This window comes from Agarivorans sp. D1326 (genome assembly GCF_056958115.1).
In genome coordinates this window covers 71,764-90,346 of sequence record NZ_JBTWEN010000012.1, presented here as the reverse complement: position 1 = coordinate 90,346, position 18,583 = coordinate 71,764, and the positions used below count along the sequence as shown (strand labels likewise).

At 45.7% G+C, this 18,583-nt stretch carries 19 protein-coding genes; 8 read left to right on the top strand and 11 right to left on the bottom strand.

Annotation, left to right across the window (positions count from 1 at the left end; translation table 11 throughout):
* Nucleotides 1-11: 11 nt before the first annotated feature.
* Entirely contained in the window at nt 12-515 is a 504-nt protein-coding gene (locus ACYFDN_RS19075) for a hypothetical protein (RefSeq protein ID WP_338623461.1), read from the bottom strand.
* Nucleotides 512-1,240 carry an SURF1 family protein gene (locus tag ACYFDN_RS19070; RefSeq protein ID WP_483512357.1) on the bottom strand — a complete coding sequence of 243 codons (729 nt, stop codon included), beginning with the start codon at nt 1,238-1,240 and terminating at the stop codon, nt 512-514. The genes ACYFDN_RS19075 and ACYFDN_RS19070 overlap by 4 nt, the downstream gene beginning before the upstream one ends.
* Here ACYFDN_RS19070 and ACYFDN_RS19065 point away from each other — a divergent pair.
* On the top strand, nt 1,233-1,436 hold the full coding sequence (locus tag ACYFDN_RS19065) for a DUF2909 family protein (RefSeq protein ID WP_016399728.1): 204 nt from the start codon (nt 1,233-1,235) through the stop codon (nt 1,434-1,436). The two genes, ACYFDN_RS19070 and ACYFDN_RS19065, sit on opposite strands and share 8 nt — an antisense overlap.
* On the opposite strand, the gene ACYFDN_RS19060 is transcribed toward ACYFDN_RS19065, so the two are convergent.
* The 5 genes from ACYFDN_RS19060 to lexA form a co-directional block, all read right to left on the bottom strand.
* Nucleotides 1,433-2,308 (bottom strand): cytochrome c oxidase subunit 3, encoded by an 876-nt coding sequence (locus ACYFDN_RS19060; RefSeq protein ID WP_152783580.1) that lies wholly within the window; start codon nt 2,306-2,308, stop codon nt 1,433-1,435. The genes ACYFDN_RS19065 and ACYFDN_RS19060 overlap by 4 nt on opposite strands.
* Nucleotides 2,292-2,870: a cytochrome c oxidase assembly protein gene (locus ACYFDN_RS19055; protein ID WP_483512356.1), complete on the bottom strand. Its 579-nt coding sequence runs from the start codon at nt 2,868-2,870 to the stop codon at nt 2,292-2,294. The genes ACYFDN_RS19060 and ACYFDN_RS19055 overlap by 17 nt, the downstream gene beginning before the upstream one ends.
* A 1-nt stretch (nt 2,871) precedes the next feature.
* Nucleotides 2,872-4,464 carry a cytochrome c oxidase subunit I gene (ctaD, locus tag ACYFDN_RS19050; RefSeq protein ID WP_016399731.1) on the bottom strand — a complete coding sequence of 531 codons (1,593 nt, stop codon included), beginning with the start codon at nt 4,462-4,464 and terminating at the stop codon, nt 2,872-2,874.
* Between the two features lie 11 nt (nt 4,465-4,475).
* On the bottom strand, nt 4,476-5,582 hold the full coding sequence (gene coxB / locus ACYFDN_RS19045; protein WP_040306634.1) for a cytochrome c oxidase subunit II: 1,107 nt from the start codon (nt 5,580-5,582) through the stop codon (nt 4,476-4,478).
* 291 nt (nt 5,583-5,873) lie between these two features.
* Nucleotides 5,874-6,521, bottom strand: a complete 648-nt coding sequence (lexA, locus tag ACYFDN_RS19040; RefSeq protein ID WP_483512355.1) for a transcriptional repressor LexA — start codon at nt 6,519-6,521, stop codon at nt 5,874-5,876.
* Between the two features lie 825 nt (nt 6,522-7,346).
* Between lexA and ACYFDN_RS19035 the strand changes: the two genes are divergently transcribed.
* The 6 genes from ACYFDN_RS19035 to ACYFDN_RS19010 all read left to right on the top strand — a co-directional run bounded on the left by ACYFDN_RS19035 (nt 7,347) and on the right by ACYFDN_RS19010 (nt 14,345).
* Nucleotides 7,347-8,165, top strand: a complete 819-nt coding sequence (locus ACYFDN_RS19035; RefSeq protein ID WP_483512354.1) for a helix-turn-helix domain-containing protein — start codon at nt 7,347-7,349, stop codon at nt 8,163-8,165.
* 297 nt (nt 8,166-8,462) lie between these two features.
* The gene (locus ACYFDN_RS19030) at nt 8,463-9,206 is read left to right on the top strand and encodes a hypothetical protein (RefSeq protein ID WP_483512353.1); all 744 of its coding nucleotides are present in this window, start codon (nt 8,463-8,465) and stop codon (nt 9,204-9,206) included.
* Between the two features lie 38 nt (nt 9,207-9,244).
* Nucleotides 9,245-10,615 (top strand): serine hydrolase domain-containing protein, encoded by a 1,371-nt coding sequence (locus ACYFDN_RS19025; RefSeq protein ID WP_483512352.1) that lies wholly within the window; start codon nt 9,245-9,247, stop codon nt 10,613-10,615.
* A gap of 128 nt (nt 10,616-10,743) precedes the next feature.
* Complete coding sequence (locus ACYFDN_RS19020) at nt 10,744-11,901, top strand: DcaP family trimeric outer membrane transporter (RefSeq protein ID WP_483512351.1); 1,158 nt, start codon at nt 10,744-10,746, stop codon at nt 11,899-11,901.
* A 72-nt stretch (nt 11,902-11,973) separates the two neighbouring features.
* Nucleotides 11,974-13,335, top strand: coding sequence for a serine hydrolase domain-containing protein (locus ACYFDN_RS19015; RefSeq protein ID WP_472589877.1), 1,362 nt, complete (start codon nt 11,974-11,976; stop codon nt 13,333-13,335).
* Nucleotides 13,336-14,006: 671 nt separating this feature from the next.
* Nucleotides 14,007-14,345 carry a cytosolic protein gene (locus tag ACYFDN_RS19010; protein ID WP_483512380.1) on the top strand — a complete coding sequence of 113 codons (339 nt, stop codon included), beginning with the start codon at nt 14,007-14,009 and terminating at the stop codon, nt 14,343-14,345.
* A 240-nt stretch (nt 14,346-14,585) separates the two neighbouring features.
* On the opposite strand, the gene ACYFDN_RS19005 is transcribed toward ACYFDN_RS19010, so the two are convergent.
* From ACYFDN_RS19005 to ACYFDN_RS18995, 3 genes are all read right to left on the bottom strand, one after another.
* Complete coding sequence (locus tag ACYFDN_RS19005) at nt 14,586-15,164, bottom strand: Crp/Fnr family transcriptional regulator (protein ID WP_483512350.1); 579 nt, start codon at nt 15,162-15,164, stop codon at nt 14,586-14,588.
* A gap of 121 nt (nt 15,165-15,285) precedes the next feature.
* Nucleotides 15,286-15,813, bottom strand: coding sequence for a hypothetical protein (locus ACYFDN_RS19000; protein ID WP_483512349.1), 528 nt, complete (start codon nt 15,811-15,813; stop codon nt 15,286-15,288).
* Between the two features lie 61 nt (nt 15,814-15,874).
* Nucleotides 15,875-17,287, bottom strand: a complete 1,413-nt coding sequence (locus ACYFDN_RS18995; RefSeq protein WP_483512348.1) for an alkyl sulfatase dimerization domain-containing protein — start codon at nt 17,285-17,287, stop codon at nt 15,875-15,877.
* A gap of 144 nt (nt 17,288-17,431) precedes the next feature.
* On the opposite strand from ACYFDN_RS18995, the gene ACYFDN_RS18990 reads away from it, so the two are divergent.
* Nucleotides 17,432-17,935 carry a hypothetical protein gene (locus ACYFDN_RS18990; protein ID WP_483512347.1) on the top strand — a complete coding sequence of 168 codons (504 nt, stop codon included), beginning with the start codon at nt 17,432-17,434 and terminating at the stop codon, nt 17,933-17,935.
* On the opposite strand, the gene ACYFDN_RS18985 is transcribed toward ACYFDN_RS18990, so the two are convergent.
* Nucleotides 17,924-18,565, bottom strand: coding sequence for a Crp/Fnr family transcriptional regulator (locus tag ACYFDN_RS18985; protein WP_483512346.1), 642 nt, complete (start codon nt 18,563-18,565; stop codon nt 17,924-17,926). The two genes, ACYFDN_RS18990 and ACYFDN_RS18985, sit on opposite strands and share 12 nt — an antisense overlap.
* Nucleotides 18,566-18,583: the final 18 nt, after the last annotated feature.

Genomic DNA, 18,583 nt, shown 5'->3' with positions numbered 1-18,583 from the left:
GTCCTTAAACTCTATTGAAACCGCGAGTTTTTAATCAGTCGCTTCAAATCGGTGATTAGCCCTTTGATCTGCTCATCACCTTGAGCGGGTTGGTAGCTCAATATCACCCAACCTGTTGGGTCTATCACTAACCACTGTTGATCGTAATCGGCCAGTTGTTGATTAGCTTGTCCCAACCTCATTTGCTCAAGGCCATCGTTTATTTGATTGAGCTGTTCGCCGGAAGTAAGGGCAACTTTTTGAGTTTGCTGTTTGGCGATGCCCAAAGCTAACCAAGCATTATTGAGTTTGCCAAGCTGTTGCAAACAAGCTTGCGAGCAGTCGCCATCAATAACCTGAGCAATCGACCACTTACCTATGGGATAGTTTTCCAACTGTCTTGGCGGCTCCATCCACTCCCCATGACTGAGTGCACCCGGTTCATACCAACCCATTTTAAGTACTACCCAAGCCAAAATAAGCGGTACTAAAAATACCGAAGCAAGTAACAACATGGTTTTTTGGTGACTTCTCATAAACCTTCCTTGTTTCTATTTTGCACACAAAAATAAACGGTTAAGCCTGCGGCAACTAAGGCCATTAACAACCATTGCAGCGCATAACCTTGGTGCTTTTGCGGCGATATTGACACTAACTGTTCAGAACTATGCTCAAGTTGGCTATCTAGCACAAAAGGCAATAGTTCAAGATTCCAATAATCGGACAAAGCCGCAATATTGATTTGCTGAACCCGCAATCCCTGCGGCAGCTCTTCTAACCAGTGCTGCTGATTAAGTACCACTGGCAAGCTTATTTCTCTTAATCGATAGCGCGAAGGTAGCTCTTGAGCACTCATGACATCTGGTAGCAAACGCCGATCTGTTCCAGCGGGCTGCCAAGCAAGACGCACTAGTACATTGCCTTGAGGGGTATCTGCTAAGGTATAGGCGTCGTACCCCACTACTCCTTCATTTACTTTATTATCTAACCACAAAAACTTATCCGTGCTTGCGATGTCACTTAACGTAACTAATTGAAACGGCTGTACGCCCGAAGCAAGGGCCTGTTCTAAACTGGTTTCGAGCTGCGATTGCTGCTGGTATTGATCTAATAACTGCTGTTTTTGTTCACTGCGTTGCCATTGCCACAAGGAAAGCTTGACCATTAGCCCTATCAGCGCAACCATAAGCACTACAAACAGTATCAAGCGGTAAGAAACTGTTTTTTTATCAGCCTGTTGAGAGAGCTTAGTTATGGTCATAAAACTGCTAATTACCGCGTTAATCCTGTTTGTGGTGGTGAACATGCTGTTTGCTTTACGGGTAATGCTAAAGGGCGGAGAAAAACCAATGACCCATTACTTGGGTAAACGCTTAATTTTTAGCGTGTTGGTTATCCTATTGGTTTTACTCGCCATGGCGTTGGGCATTATTCAGCCCAACCCTCGCCCTTACTAAAGCACATAGACAAAAATAAACAGACACAACCACACCACATCTACAAAGTGCCAATACCAACTCGATGCCATAAATGCAAAGTGACTCTTACCGGTAAAGTGGCCTTTTAGTACCCTCAAAAACATCACCGTAAGCATGATAGCGCCTAAAGTAACGTGTAAGCCGTGAAAACCCGTGAGTAAGAAAAAGGTATTGCCATAAATGCCTGAATCAAGGCGCAAGCCTAATTCCTGATATGCATGAATGTATTCTTCAATTTGAAAAAATAAGAAAGCAAAACCTAGCACCAAGGTAATGGCTAACCACATTTTAAGTGGCCCACGTTTATCTTTTTCTAAACTCACATGAGCAAAGTGCAAAGTCACTGACGAAATCACCAGTATTACAGTATTCAACAGTGGCAAGCCGAACCAGCCCATCGCTTGGGTTGTTGTACCGCCGGGCGTTTCAACTAGCGGCCACATGGCAGTAAACTCAGGCCATAACACAGCGCCAGTCATTTCATTATTACCAGCACCGCCCAACCAAGGCACAGCAATCATTCTGGCGTAGAATAACGCTCCGAAAAATGCACCAAAGAACATTACCTCGGAGAAAATGAACCAACTCATGCCTTGGCGAAAAGAGCGGTCCATTTGGGCACTATATAAGCCATCCATACTCTCTTGGATAACATTGCCAAACCAACCAAACATCATGGTAACAATTACCACAAAGCCACATGACAATATCCAAAGGCCGTAGCTTTGCTCACTGCCCATTTGTTGAACAGAAAAACCAGCGCCCATGGCGATTAGGAATAAACCAACCGCGCCAACAATTGGCCATATACTTTGCGCAGGAACGTAATACTTCTCATAAGGCTGCGTCATTGCTCACCTCTCCATCGGCACTTACTTGTGCAGTTTCAGATTCAATCGGCTCGCCCTCTACGGCAAATAAGGTGTAAGCCAAAGTTAAGGTATTTATATCTTTAGGTAACTCTGGATCTACATAGAAGAACAATGGCATGTCTTGCTGTTGACCCGGAGCTAAGGTTTGCTGCTCAAAACAAAAACAGCTGACTTTTTTAAGATGATTGGCCGCCAAACCAGGGCTAACCGAAGGAACCGCCTGCACCGTGCCACGTTTGGGAGTAAGGTTACTAGCACTAAAATCAATCTGTAGTGTCTCACCTGGATGGACTTTTACTTGGTTAACCTTAGGACCAAACTTCCAATTTAGCCCTTGCGGTACATAGCTAATAAACTCCACGGTTACGCTGCGCTGTTGGTCAGTAACAAGGCTTAGTTCGCTGGCTTCTGTAGCTGTTTTGCCGTTAATGCCGGTAACCTGACAAAATACGTCATACAGCGGCACCAAGGCGTAACCAAAGCCGAACATAGCCACTACTACAAGCAGCAGCTTTGTGACTAAACGGCCATGGCCAAGCATATTATTTAATCTCCGGCGGTGTAGAGAAACTGTGGTAAGGCGCTGGCGATGGCAATGCATCCCATTCTAAGCCCTCTGCGCCTTCCCAAGGTTTAGCCGGAGCAGGTTCACCGCTACGAATACACTTAATCACCATGTACAAGAAGATGAACTGCGACAAACCAAAGGCAAAGCCACCAATACTCACAATGGCGTTAACATCGGCAAACTGCAACGCATAGTCTGGAATACGCCGTGGCATGCCACCTAAGCCTAAAAAGTGCATAGGGAAGAACAACACATTTACCGAGATAAGCGAACACCAGAAATGTAACCGGCCCAGGCCTTCGTCGTACATATTACCGGTCCACTTAGGTAGCCAATAATAAGCAGCGGCCATAATCGAGAATACCGCGCCAGTTACCAGTACATAATGGAAGTGCGCCACCACAAAATAAGTGTCGTGATATTGGAAATCCACCGGCGTAATCGCCAACATCAATCCCGAGAAACCACCGATGGTGAAAAGCACAATAAAGGCCAGTGCGAATAACATCGGCGTTTCAAAGGTCATTGAGCCGCGCCACATGGTGGCCACCCAGTTAAATACCTTCACCCCTGTAGGTACCGAGATCAGCATGGTACAAAACATGAAGAACAACTCAGCTGCCACAGGCATACCAGTAGTAAACATATGGTGCGCCCACACAATGAAGCTTAAACCAGCAATAGATGCAGTGGCGTAAACCATCGAGGCATAACCAAACAATCTTTTACGAGAGAAGGCAGGAACAATCGCCGAGATAATGCCGAAAGACGGCAAAATCATAATGTAAACTTCGGGGTGGCCAAAGAACCAGAATATGTGCTGGAACAGTACTGGGTCTCCTCCACCAGCGGCATCAAAAAACGACGTGCCAAAATACTTATCTGTAAGCACCATGGTCACTGCACCTGCTAATACCGGCATCACAGCAATCAACAAAAATGCGGTAATAAACCAAGTCCACACAAATAGCGGCAACTTCATGTAAGTCATGCCGGGTGCACGTAAGTTCATAATGGTTACAATCACATTGATCGCCCCCATAATCGAACTAATCCCCATAATATGCACCGAAAATACAAACAAAGCGGTACTGTCTGGGCTGTAGTTAGTAGAAAGCGGCGCGTAGAAAGTCCAACCAAAGTTAGGGCCACCACCTTCCATAAACAACGAGGCTAACAGCATGGTGAAAGCAAAAGGTAAAATCCAAAAGCTCCAGTTATTCATGCGTGGCAAGGCCATATCTGGCGCGCCAATCATCATCGGAATCAGCCAGTTAGCCAAACCGGTAAAGGCCGGCATTACTGCACCAAACACCATAATTAAGCCGTGCATAGTGGTCATTTGGTTGAAAAAGTTAGGTTCAACTAACTGTAAACCTGGTTGGAACAGCTCGGCGCGGATCACCATCGCCATCGCGCCACCGGTAATAAACATGGCAAAACTAAACCACAAATACATTGAGCCAATGTCTTTGTGGTTAGTGGTTAATACCCAACGCATTAAACCGCGCGGGGCACCGTGATGGTGCTCATCATGGTCAGCATGAACGTCACTAATCGTGCTCATTATCTCTCTCCCTACTGCGCTGCGTTTTGCACGGCCACAACATCCTTGGCCTGCACTAAATCACCGGTATCATTACCCCAAGCGTTACGCTCGTAAGTAATTACGGCAGCCAGCTCTTTCAAACCTAGCTGTTTACCAAAGGCTTGCATCGCAGTGCCCGGTACACCATTCACAACTACTTCAATATGTTTGCCCACATCACCAATAGCGATTGGGCTGTCTTTCAAGCCAGGGAACACACCTGGTAAGCCTTCACCGTTAACTTGGTGGCAAGCTGCACAGCTTTTGTCGTAGACTTTTTTGCCCAGCGACATCAGTTCGTCTTGCTCCATAGTCATAGCAACCAGCTCTAACTCTTGGGCTTGCTTGGCTTGATAAGCAGCTTCTTCCTCGGCTAACCAAACATCGTAATCAGCCTGCGTTTTAGCGATAACCACAATCGGCATAAAGCCGTGGTCCTTACCACATAACTCAGCACACTGGCCGCGGTAAATGCCGGGTTTATCAATGATGGTCCAAGCCTCATTAATAAAGCCAGGGTTGGCGTCTTTTTTAACTGCAAAATCCGGTACCCACCAGGAGTGGATAACATCTTCCGAAGTCATCAAAAAGCGTACTTTTTTATCGATAGGCAATACCAGCGGACGGTCTACCTCAAGCAAGTAGTTTTTGCGTTTTTCCAGCTTGCCGTTAACTTCATCCATATCAGAAGCCAGCACACTGTAGAATTCCAGTTCGCGGTCGAAGTATTTGTAATGCCACTTCCATTGGGACCCGGTTACTTGAATGGTGATATCGGCATCGGAAGGATCTTCCATGGCCAACAGGGTTTTAGTGGCAGGAATCGCCATCCCAATCAAAATAATGAAAGGAACGATGGTCCAAATAATTTCTACTTTGGTACTTTCATGAAATTGAGCCGGCTTGGCCCCTTTAGACTTGCGATGATGAAAAATAGCCCAGAACATGGCGCCAAACACCAGCACCCCAATAGCACAACAAATATAAAAAATTGTCATGTGCAGGCCATAAACCTGCTCACTAATGGCGGTAACACCCGGACGTAAGTTGAATGACATTTCTTGCGCAAATACTTGCGACGAAAAGAATGTCAGCATTATTAGCTGAATCCATCGGCCCACAGCGCTCTCCTTTGCTAGTAGCCAACGACAACAACTCTCCAAACTAGGAAAGTAGCTGCAGAAAAAGGGAAATCCCCCACCCCAAAAGTAGTAGACAGCAACAGCTAAATACAAGCTACTGCTTATAAATTAACCCCTAAGTTAAAGAAATGTAAATATATTGTTGAGATTTTTATGGATAAACACAAAAGATGTGATGCTAACGACAAAAGCCCAAATCGGGCTGATTTGGGCTTAAAAAGGGCGGAACTTATTGCTATGTAAGGCTTACATCCAATCGGCAGTGCGAATAATACCTACCGCTAAGCCTTCAATTTCGATGCTTTGATACTCTAAATCAACTTCAATAGTTGAGAGCTCTTCATTCTCTGGGTGCAAGTAAACCATTTTACCGTCGCGCTCAAAACGCTTAACCGTAACATCGTCTTCTAAACGTGCCACCACCACTTGCCCATTAAGAACGTCATTGGTTTTGTGCACCGCTAACAAGTCACCATCCATAATGCCGATGTCTTTCATACTCATTCCCTGCACCCGCAGTAAATAATCGGCATGAGGGTTAAACAAGTTAGCATCTACCGCATAGTGCGACTCTACATGCTCCTGCGCCAAAATAGGCTCGCCTGCAGCTACTTGGCCAATTAAAGGTAAACCGGGTTCTAAGTCTTCGGCTACTGGCTCATTAGCGCTGGCTGGCAAATACTCTTCACTAATGCGAATACCACGCGAAGCACCAGGGATCATCTCAATAGCACCTTTCTTAGCAAGAGCTCGTAGGTGCTCTTCTGCCGCATTAGCAGAACGAAAACCTAATTCTTTAGCGATCTCTGCACGGGTTGGCGGCATACCCGTTTCGGAAATATGACGACGAATTAATTCAAATACTTCTGTTTGACGGGGTGTTAAAGGCTTCATAATCTACCTGTAAGTTTATACAGCACACTGTTAGTATATACAGCATGAGCAATGAAGCAAGGATTTATCTAAATCAGTGACTTATTGTAGGTTTCAGTTTCATTGGAATTCTTTCCGCTACTTTGAAACTACACCCGATATTTTGTGACACCAATCACAAATAGATAGAATTAAGGATAAAAGAAAGATACGAAGAGTAGAGCTAACTCGCTATTGGACAAAAGTGAGTTAGAGTGTTTATGTAAATAAGCGTTGTCAGGGTTAGGTGGGATAAGAAAATATGCCTTTGCAGGGCTGAAAACAACAAAGAGACAATTCAAGGTTGTCTCTTTGTCAGTTTGGGTATCAAAGGTTCATACTTTTAAGGTCTTATTTTGCATATTATAAAAGTCACCTACACAGTATTCACTTTGGTTGAGGTCGCTATCAATCATGGAAGTGGTAAAGATGATTTGACCGTTACAATATGCTGTGGTAGAACACCACTGGAAACTTTACTCGATGGAAAATCGGTTTGGGCTGAGAAGAACTTAGCTCAAATCTAAACTGACAGACACCGATTCAAAATTGGGTAACTGTCAGATCAGGTCTGAGCTAGTACACATTATTGTATATTGAACCCGTGACTTTTCACTCCTTAGTTACTGACGGAAACGGTCTCACTCGAACTCCATGCGCAAAACATCCAGAGCACTGCTACTCACCTCAAGCCAAACAATGCTGTTTTATATCCCCTATTTCGAATCTAAGGGAATCGCCTGGAAGTCAAAGGCCAGAGAACAAGGTCTGCCCACTGCTTACTCAAGTACTGAGAAATGGTTACCGATGAAGAACGTCTCCTTGTTTCTTCATGAAATGGCAGCGAGATGCGCCGACGATATGCCCCTAGCTGCGGGTAAATACGCCGCTCAAATTTACATTGACGGCAAAGAGGGTTTCATTGGGAAAGATTTTGAACTCAAACAAGTCCTAGAATCATTTATGAGCAACGAGCACCTGTTTAGCCGACAAAACACCTATTGGCTAGAGAAGGCGGGTGAAGAGTGGTGCCTTTGCAACCGAAGTGAGATGAAACCCAGTTTTCCAGGTAGTGTCGTTAACGAATGGTTCAGAGTTGCGCTGGTAATGCAGTTTTGCCGACATTGGCTTGGCCCTGATTGGTCGCCCAGCTTTGTAAATGTTATGACCCATGAAAGCTCAGGCGCCAAGTTTGCGCAGCTGCTAATTCCGCGCACTCAGCTAAGCTACGATTCTCCCGCCTTGAAAATTGGTCTTGCTGGAGTGGACAATCTTCAACCTATGTCCAATCGTACTCTCAAATCCCGTGACATCTCTGAGATCTACTTGCTTTCAGAAAGCTACTGCCACCTACCCAACTTCACCTTAGAGTGGTTAGCCAGCCTGTTTGGCGTCACCAGCAAAACACTGTACCGCTACTTTAATGACCACAGCACATCGTTCAACCAGATGAAGAAACAATCGATTCTTAAGCAAACCCGGAAGCTACTAGAACAGAGTGACGACCCCATTGCTGACATTGCTTATCGTATGGGTTATCAGGATGTATCGAACTTTAACCGGGCAATCAAAGCCATCTGCGGCGCCACACCAGCCCAACTTCGTAAGCAGAATCTACCAGACTAACCTGTCGCAAATAACTGTACACAACTTGGTCGTTTCTCACTGCCCCTTCCCTGCAATCAGCTGCCATTAAAACTTTCCCCTGCCATTAGCTTTACCTAACTTATTGTGGCTAACGCTTATGTCAAGTGTCCGAATATGACCATGACAATGTCCATATATGACCTGTTTTCGGGTGCAGAGAAAACCTACTATTCACTCGTTCGAATGACTCGACGGCCTTCATAACGTCAATGACTAGGCAGATGGCCCTTATTAAAGGACTTCACACTAACTATCACTGAATTATGAGAGCTAACAATGAACACGACACCACTGGCACCTATCGCCGCTCTGAGCATGCTTTTTGCGCTACCCGCTTTTGCCGATAGCGACACGCCAGATCCAGCAGACCTAACTAAGACAAATACCTCTGCCTACGTGGGAATGAGTAACAACGGTGGGTTTAAAGGTTCAATCTCTGGCGATATGGCGTTTCAAAACGGTCAACAAGGCATGCTTACCGTGGAAGCCGCAATGGATAGTCACGGAAATTACACCGACAGTCGCCTGCAATACTTCCATGTTTTCTCTATAGCCAACTCTGTTGTGCCTAAAATCGCGGCTTCTGTAGATGTGCTAGACAACGCCTTGTTTAGCTCTGTTTCGCCCGGCGTGACGCTGGCTATTAACTCTGGTGTAAAAGGACTTAACATTTTTCCACGAGCAGGCGTGTTAGCAGGTAAGTTTTCCCAAGATCTTACCACCATGGCCAACATCTCTGACGACGAAGCTCTAGGTGCCTCAGCTGCGCTATATGTTTTCTACACTGCCGGCAAAGACGGCACGTATTTCGGTCTGTACCCAGAGTACAACTACCTATCAGGCGATGCGGAACTGTCAGTTCTGAACACCAATTTCTTAATGGCCACTCCTTTCAATAGCGAAAAAACACGCTGGGGCCAAATCAAGATCACTAACACCCATACCACCATCAAGAATGCCTTCATCAACCAAAGCATTAACGACACCGTGGTATGGGCCAATTACAAGTTCTACTTCTAAGCAATCTACATCTATTACGTTCTATAAGGTAAAAAACCATGAAAAATCTAACCAAAATGACCAGTATCGCTGTGTTCGTAGCGGCAGCTCTAACCACCAATGCGGTGAGCGCCGAGTCTGCTCTAGACCAAGCATTAGCCCAGCCTGGTGCTAAACCAACTATTCCGGTAAGCCAAGTAAAGCAAGGCTTTGATAAAACATTTATCGATGAAGCAAGCGCGAGCTTTGGTAACTTCCATATGCAAATGGGCGGTGACCACGCGCTGTACTACACCCTTAACATGACCAAGTACCTACCGGCTGAACTGGCTATGCCGCACGGTGAGATAAGTGAACTGAAACGCAATATTGATCCCTCCCTTAATGAGTTGACCTTTACCATGGGCGACGGCAATGAGTCTGTGACTATGGGCGAGTACATCCATGATGAGAAAACCCGGGTACAAGGCATCATGATCCTCAAAGGCGGTAAAGTGGTCTATGAAGCGTTCCCAGGCATGAACCCAGAGGACTCTCATATATGGGCATCGGTAGCGAAATCATCGGTGGGAACCATCCTCACGATGCTGGAAAACGAGGGCAAGGTCGATATGAACAAGCCAATCACCGAATACGTTCCAGAGCTAAAAGGCACCCAGTGGGATAGCGTGATTATGCTTGATGCAATGAATATGGCATCTGGCCTAGACATCAGTGAAAACGCCGCCAATACCTTAAATCCACGCTCGGTATTCCAGCGCATGTTATCCGCTGACTTCAACGTAAAAAATGCTGATGGTGTAATTGAAGATGAGATGAAGGTACTGCGTGATGTGGTTCCACTAGAAGGCGAAGCTTCAGGCGAAGTAGCTCGCTACAGCTCAACTATCACCAAAGTGCTAGGTGTAGCAATCGAGAACATCACTCAAGAGCCCTTTACTCAAGTGTTTGAGGAGCGCATTTGGTCGAAGATTGGTGCTCGCGCCTCAGCACAAATCAACGTTACGCCTGCTGGTCACGCCATCGCGTACGGTGCAGTCAACACTCGCTTGGATGATTTGGCGCGTTATGCTCTGCTATTTACGCCGAGCTGGAACAGCGTGGCTAATGAGCAAGTAGTCTCACAAGAAGTCCTTAGCAAGATGCAAAAAGGCGGAAACCACGCTGCCTATCTTGCGGGTGACTTTACCGACCACTCATGGGTTAAAGCCGCTTTCGGCTTAGACATGCCAATTTATAACTCGCACCAGTGGGACGCTGTTTGGGAAGACGGTGCACTGTTCAAACACGGTAACCTTTACCAAAACCTCTATGTAGATCCAGCGCGAGATGTTGTCGGAGTAGCCTTCTCCACCTCGCCTGTATACCTCACTCCGGACTTACTACCTGGTTATTTGCGCGAGGCAGCTAAACAGCTAGCTGACAAGTAAACACTCTGGCCTCTTCCTAGTTGGGAGGGGCCAATTCCAGTGAAGAAGATATTGCCTTACCCCTCTTACTTCAGGGGGGCGGGCTCACGCACCCAGTACTTACATATTGAGATAAAAGTAGTAACCAGATGAAGCAAGTAAACGTGACTCAACGACAGCCTATTCTCACAGCACTAATCATGCCCATGCTCGGTTTATCTGCTCCCTCTCTAGCCAACACTATTGAGGTATCTGAGCGTACAAACATCACGCTCTCGGGGAAAGTTGTTGGCGCTGTGATCGCTGATAGCGACGTCTCTGGAATGGGAGTGAACAACCTACCTAATGGGCTATTCGGTAAGAATAACGACCCGAGCGTAGCGATAGATACAACCCTAACCAGGCTGAACCTTGGCTCACATACCCAATTTGCGCCAGACGAGACGCTGAAATCCTTAATCTCCTTTGACTTCAATAGTTCAAACAACGGGAAGATGGATTTGCGGATGCGTGAAGCCTATGTGGATTGGCAAATTGGCAATCGCTCGCTACTTGTTGGACAGACTTGGTCAACACTGATGGACCTAAATCGCTTTCCCGATACAGTGTTGGAGCCAACTTTAAGCGGCGTCGTGTTTACTCGCCAGCCCATGGTTCGCTGGTCTCAACAATTTGGCAGTTTCCGTTATGATATTGCGCTGGAAAGTGGCTCAAATAGAGTCGTCACCGAAGACCATCAAGTAGACCTAGATACCAGCTCCCACACGCCAGACTTCATCTTCGGTTTGCAAACTGACAATGAACACTATTGGCTTCGCGCCGCCGGTGTCGTCAACCGCATCACCGTTAAAGACCAACAACAAAGCACTACCTACAGCGACACAGGCTGGGCACTGCACCTGTCTGGCGGCATTAAATTCAACCCCAAAGATCATCTGCAATTGGCTTATTTCAACAGCCGCGGCAATGACCGCTACGTGCTTGGGGTTAGTCAAACTGGTCCCTTGTTTACCCCTGGAACCGGAGATTTCCACTTGCGCGAATCCGAATCTTTATGGGCGGCCGTGGGTCATTCATGGACCGATACGCTCAAGTCCACCTTTAGCTACGGCATTTGGCAGGCCGATGCGCTGGAGTGGCAAGCAGACACCTTCACCCAAACTCAGTTTGCTTTGGCAAACATCAAGTGGCTAGCCAGGAAAAACCTGACTTTTGGTTTGGAATACAACTACACCCATTACCAACGCAGCCGATCAGACCAGCGAGATAATCATCGCCTGATCCTCGCGGTGGATTACGCCTTCTAGGCCTGAGTCACAGCAGGGCCAAAGGCCAACATAAACAATTTACTTACTAATACTTATCAATTGGAGACAACCATGAAACACCTAACTAAAACGACGCTGTCAAAGGCAATTATTCTGAGCGGCTTGTTATCGCTTTCTAGCGCAGCCTTAGCCGATACTGTGATCGCACCTAACGGACCAACGCTAGCTGAAGCTGAGGCGCTCAGTACGTCGCGCACGGTTGAGCAAATCAACGACATCAGTCGCTTCTTTAATCAACCAGAAAACAAAGTAAAAATTCAATTTCCTTCACCGGAAACCGAGTTTGCTTGGGTAAACATGTCTAAGTTCTACCCCACCGTTCAAGTCCCTCGAGATGGCGCGGTGGCTGAGCTTCCCTATGCGATTGACGCAGATATCAACAATGTGAAGTACCTGAACTACCGCTCGGAAAAAGAGATCACTGTAGATGAGCATTTCGCCACCAAGCCCATTGACTCCATGGTGGTGATTAAGGACGGACAGATCGTGTTTGAGCGCTATAAAACCATGCGCCCACAAGACAAACACTTATGGATGTCGGTTTCAAAGGTAACCGGCTCTACCTTGCTAGCGATGTTGGAGCAAGAGGGCAAAATTGATGTGAAGAAGCCAGTCAGCCACTACCTACCGGAGTTGCAGGGCTCGGTATGGGACACGGTAAAAGTAGAAGAGTCGCTAGATATGGCATCGGGTCTTAACGGTACCGAGCATGATGAGCCAACACCTGACTCACGTACCAACCCTGATCAAATCTGGTTCCGTTGGGCGGCAACCAGTGAAATCGGTATGGCCCCTGATGTGCGTGGGCGTAACGAAGACTGGATCACCGTATTAAAGTCTATGGAGCGCAGAAAACCTGGCCATCAAAGGTTTGAATACAACTCCATCAATACGTTTGTAATCAATCGCATCGTTGAGCATGTATCAGGTAAGCCCTTGTCAGAGCTATTCGCAGAACGCGTTTGGAGTAAACTGGGTATGGAGCACGATGCGTTTTACGTGGTGAGCCCATCAGGTAACACCCTTGGTTTTATGGGTGTGAACTCAACCCTACGCGACCTAGCTCGCTTTGGTATGGCATTCACCCCAAGCGTTACCACTATCGCCAATGAGAAAATCGTCTCTGACGAGATCATGGGCAAAATTCATGATCGCCAATATATCGCCCAGTACCCTGATGGGTATCTTGGTAAGAAGTTAACCAAAAATTTTGCTGATGATGCGGGACAGATCAGTAATCGCTACCAATGGGATGCGGTCACCTCTGAAGGCGATATGTACAAAGCGGGTGTAGGTGGTCAAGGCCTTTATGTATCACCATCAACCAATACCGTGGTTGCTTGGTTCTCTACTGGTGATGGCGAAAACCAGGAAGAGTCAATGGCTCGTGCCATAGTCCAATCCCTGAAGTAACGCCTAAATCAGCACAGTACGAGCGCTAAGCGTAAACACTTCACATTGCGGAGAAACTCACTCAAGGAAGAGTGAGGCCCGTATTTCCAACCAACAATCCCCTTTCTTACCCATTAGCCAATCTGAGCCCCAGAATGTGGTGACAGATTAGGTCTGGCTACCTAAGTAGAATATATTTGCAAAGTCGGCGAATGTCCGAAAATGGCACGAAGTTGACCATGATTAGGCGGCAACAAAGAGCGATTTGTAGACATTCATTGCAACTCGCTTTTGGACAAAAACGTTTCACACACTCGATAGCCAAGACTATGCTTTTCAATCCCATCATCTTCGCCGAGTAGCGCAAATGAACAAGGGAGCAGAGTTGAAGTCTGTTTGAGCGTAGCGAGTTACTTCAACTCCCTTGTGAATGCGCAACGGAGGATCTAAGAAGATGCAGGGCGAGTTTTCTTTTTGCTTCGTTTTTCTTTGCTCGTCAAAGCTTAATGACGTCGCCACAGGCGAAAGCCTTTACTCTATAGTTAACACATAAAGGGGCAAAAACGTGTTTCAAGTAAACCTCATGAATGTCTGGAAATGTTACAGAGTTACCACCTTTAGCAACTAAATCTCTACTACGCTCTTCCCCTGATAGTGATAAAATCGCAGCATCAGAATTACCGAGAAACTCTATGTTTATCCATCATGTTAACGGCATCGACTGGCTGGTGATTACAGCTTTTGAAGAACTGAAAACAATGTTTATCGAAGAAGCGGGGGCGATCCCCTCATGCTTCTCTACTGCCAGCGAGCTGAGCCTGATTGATCAAGTCAAGCGCACGCATGGATATTTGCCTACATTCTGCGGCGTAATCACCGATACGGGCACTTTTCAAAGCCAATTTAACGAAGAAGATTTAAACCCACAGCTTGCCTGCTTAGTGGAGGGACGCGGGCGGGTGTTTATCTATCACGGCGGCTTTGTCGCTTTTGTGGATGACGAGCAAACCTTTATTACTCGATTGGACTGACAATTATTTAGGAAGTTGAAATCGACGAATTGGAACCGCTAGCTAGGAATAGGAAAAACTGGGTTAGAAAGGATTGTGAAAATGCTATTTTTCACAATGATGCATCACATTCGAACATAAGAAAAACTGTAATATCTCGGCCCAACACAAGCTCCTGAGAGACCTAAAAAGCAATTAACATTACGGCGTTTTTTCGAGAAAGCATGACTCGCACACCGTAAACAATATGAAGCACTTGGCTTAACTAGTTAGATCCTTTTTAGCGATCCGATATCCTGGATGAGCCTTGTCGATAATGCCATTAGAAATCAGCGTTTTTAGTGCACTGCCCACAGTGTTTCTAGACATATTAAGTAACGATGCCAAGGACAGTATATTGATAGGTAATACATCATCTTGGTTTAGATCACTAAGTACTTCTAGGGCTTTGTATACCTTTTTCTGAGGAGGACGCTCAGAGCTAAGATGAAACAATCGGCTTAGTGCTCGCTGCTTTTTAGCCATAGATTGATTCAGCATCTGGTTAAATTCTATAGAGCTAGCAATAAGGTTTTGCGCTTTTTTGAAAGACAAGGTTAACACTCGGCATTCGCAAGATGTGTTGATGTCTAAGGGCGAATTTCCTCCCATAAAAAACTGAGTCTCGTTTAGAATAATTCCAGGATAAATAATATTAACGTACACCCCAGAATTACCATTACCCGATTGGTGAAAACCCAGTATCCCCGTAATTAGAAAGGTAATAAATTCTGACCTTCCATCTTGAAAATAGATGAAGTCGCCTTTATTAAGCTGCTGCACTTTTCCTAATTTAATCATTTCTTTAGCAAGTTCTTGGCTGGTTCCATATCTCCTTATAAGTGTATTTTCAACCAAGCTATATGTGGCTGTATGCATAGCTGTTAGTTACCACTCTTTTAGTACAAATTAGGTAAACCCATTAATTGATGTGATGAACAAACCGACATGACTCGTCACCTTCGGTAAGTAGCGCAATGATCTCGACCTTGTAATTGGGGTTAATGGCACAACCGGTAGCATTCTCCATTGCCGACACAATGTGCCGACAAAACTCGCCACTGCATTTAGGATCTTGTGACTCTCGCATTAAATCTTCGCAAGCAACACATGCTGTTTCGACTCTAACCGGATCTCCATTCGCATCTATTTCCCAATGCCCTTCCACCCCAAATATTGGATCTTCATAGTCATGGTAAGAGCCAATAGCGCGAGCAGAGTGTTGGTCAATATTCATTTTCTTAACCAAATAAGGGGCTCGATACTTCCCATATTCGCTAAACGCGGGGATCCAAAAAGCTTGCCAGGCACTCAGCCCATTTTTCTGATATTGCTTTACTAAGTGCTTTACCAGAGCAGTGTTTCCTTTACGCAATAGCCATCTCATACTGCGACTATGCTCAGCTAGACGCATCATGCTGTGCAGGTAAATAGCAAATAGCTTTTTCATCAATACACTCCACTATCTTTGCACAAAAGCCCACGCACAATGCGCAGGCTTTTGATTGAGATTAGTATTCGCCAGTTAGCACTATTGGCAGCTCAATTTTACCTTCTAAGGCTAGAGCGTGGGTAAGCATCCAGTTACGGGTATTAGATGCCGATGCTTTCTGGGCCATAGCGCGTAAAGAGTCAGCTTTCACTTGTTTTGCCTTTTCTTCACCAGCGCGAATTGCATAAGTGGCAAGTTGAGCAGCCCATTGGTGGTCGTTGTCTGCTTGAGCTTGTTTAGCCAAGTTAATCACTTTGTCTAATCCGCCCATCGCTTCAACCATCTTGGTTGCTTCTAAATCTCTTGGCAGTGGGTGAAGGTCAATTGAATCATTGCCAAACCAATGCATAACATGGTTGTAGTAACGACGAACGTGATAAGTCCACTCACCGTAGTTTTCTTCCATCCAAGGAGAGTTAGCAACAATCTCTGGTATTTTCACGCTGTACTGAAGTTCGTCGGGAGACATACCCAAACCAATTGCTTTCTCGGTTTCAGAAATCAGTGCACGAGTTGCAATTAGTTGATGCTCAAGTTGCTCTTTAAATATTTCACCTGATACCGGCTTACCATGAACTTTCAGGCTATGCTCTACATCTTTAGACAATAGCCACTCAATTGAAGATTCCATCAACCCAATATCGCGCCAGCGATCACCACGCAAAGTTGAGTAATTGAATAAGCCATGAGCCCAATAAGTATTGTCTACAGTGACCTTTTTCTCTGGAACATAAATGCTGAGGCCATCCATAGTATCGGTGTGCCCCATGTGGGTAACAAACTCCATACCATCAATTATGATAGAGGTCTCTTCATCACCCACTAGCATGGTAGGCGGCGTGTAAGCTTCCATATCGTAGGCCGTAAAGCTAACTTTTGCCATTCCTGTTTTTGATGGCGAATCAGGTCCTTCTTCAGGAAGAAATGCACCTAACTGAATGCCCGCTCGCACTTGGCGCACCGTTGCCATTGGTGAATCGGTCGACAAAGCAGCTCCAAACTCTTCCTTATGATTTTTATGGGCCACCACCACGGTGTCTTCACTTAGGTTCCACTCACCCGCACCCACAATGTAGTGCCAATGGGTATAAATAAGCCCAACTACGGGTTTCTTAGCTATGTTCTCTGGTAGCAGTGAGATGGCTTTTTTGGCATACGCTCGGTTCAATCCACCGTCAAATACAACAATGCCGTTTGCCGTCTCAATAACGTTTACATTGTCCATCCCCATACCAGTTAATGACCATACTCCAGGTGCAACCTGATAAGCACCGTCGGTATATTGAGCATCTTTATTGTTCAGGCTCTCAGCAATTACAGCACCCGAGGCGCTAATAACACTCTTTTCTTCAACAACTAACGAGCTGTTGGCAAACACCGAACTAGTAGCAAACACTGCAACAAAAGCAGCAACTTTGGAAAACTTAGGCATACAGAATCTCACATGTTTATCGTTGATAATTGATGCCAGCTATCCTAATTGGCGAGAGCGTTTTAAAAATCGCAAGCTGCAACTTTGAGTGAATTTTTCACTGCTATCATTCGCGTGGTATTAAAAACTAAAAGATTAACAACAATGTTTCGTGAGAAAAAATTGGCAGTAATAGCGATTAGCATGATGCTATCGGGCGCAGCTGCTGCATGCCCCTTACATTTTGGTGCAGAGCAAGGTGAACTAGATTTGCCCGGTGCATCACAACTGCTTATCAACTCGATATTTTTAGAGAAAAGTGATGATCTGCAAGCGCTTAAACCACTGCCACCAGCAGCTACCTTTCAACGTGCATCGTGGTGGTTAAGAATATTTGCAAAATCCTTACATGAGCATCACATTGAAGGCCTACATATTGTATTAGCCGACATTCCATTGTGGTCACACCTTTTACCCAGTCCTTCACCGATAAGGATCGATGTAGAACAGCCAGAATCAACAGCTAAGGTGGTGATGTTGACTCAGGTGGGCCTGCAAGCTCTGATTACTCGTTCAATAAGCATGCAACAAGCTCTTTCTCTTGGTTTAGTGCGTTTACATCAAGTAGATGACGAAACAAGATCTAAGCTAGAGCAGTTAGCCATCTAAGAGTTTTACTGCGCCGTAGGTGTTAATTATTTTGCTGTCTTTTTCGAGCTCTTTAAGCACCCGATGAACCCGGTGTTTGCTTACGGCTAAGTAAGCCGCTAGCTTTTCGGCAGTAATTAATACTTCGTCATCAAGTTGTTTAAGACTTTGTAAGCGCAATAGTACACGCTGTTTAAGTGGCATAAGCAAAGAGGTAGAAAGCAGCTGCTCGCTCATTCGATACAGCGCTGCAGCGCATAAACCGGAAAGCAATTTCGCTTCATGTTCCAACTTAGCTTCACTTCTTAACTTGCTGTAAGCCAGAAATAGTACGGTACATTCCGACACCGCAACAACCGTTGCCGGCGAGGTTTTCCCATCAAGAAAAGAAACGGCATTTAGCAGGGAGCCAGAAACAAATTTTTCTGCAATTAGCATTTCACCATCTACAGAGAGGATCTCAATCTCTGCTTCTCCTTCGGTTAAATAACCTAGCCTATCAATCGCTTCATTCTGAAAAACGATAGTGTCGCCAGCCCGAAAAGTTTTACGAAGGGCGCTGGTTTGCAAGGCAAGAGCTAAGAGCGGAAATTGTGCTTCGTCAAACAGCTTGTTAAACCCGTTTGCTTGATAATGTGCCGTTTCTTTCAAAGCTATGCTCCAACAGCA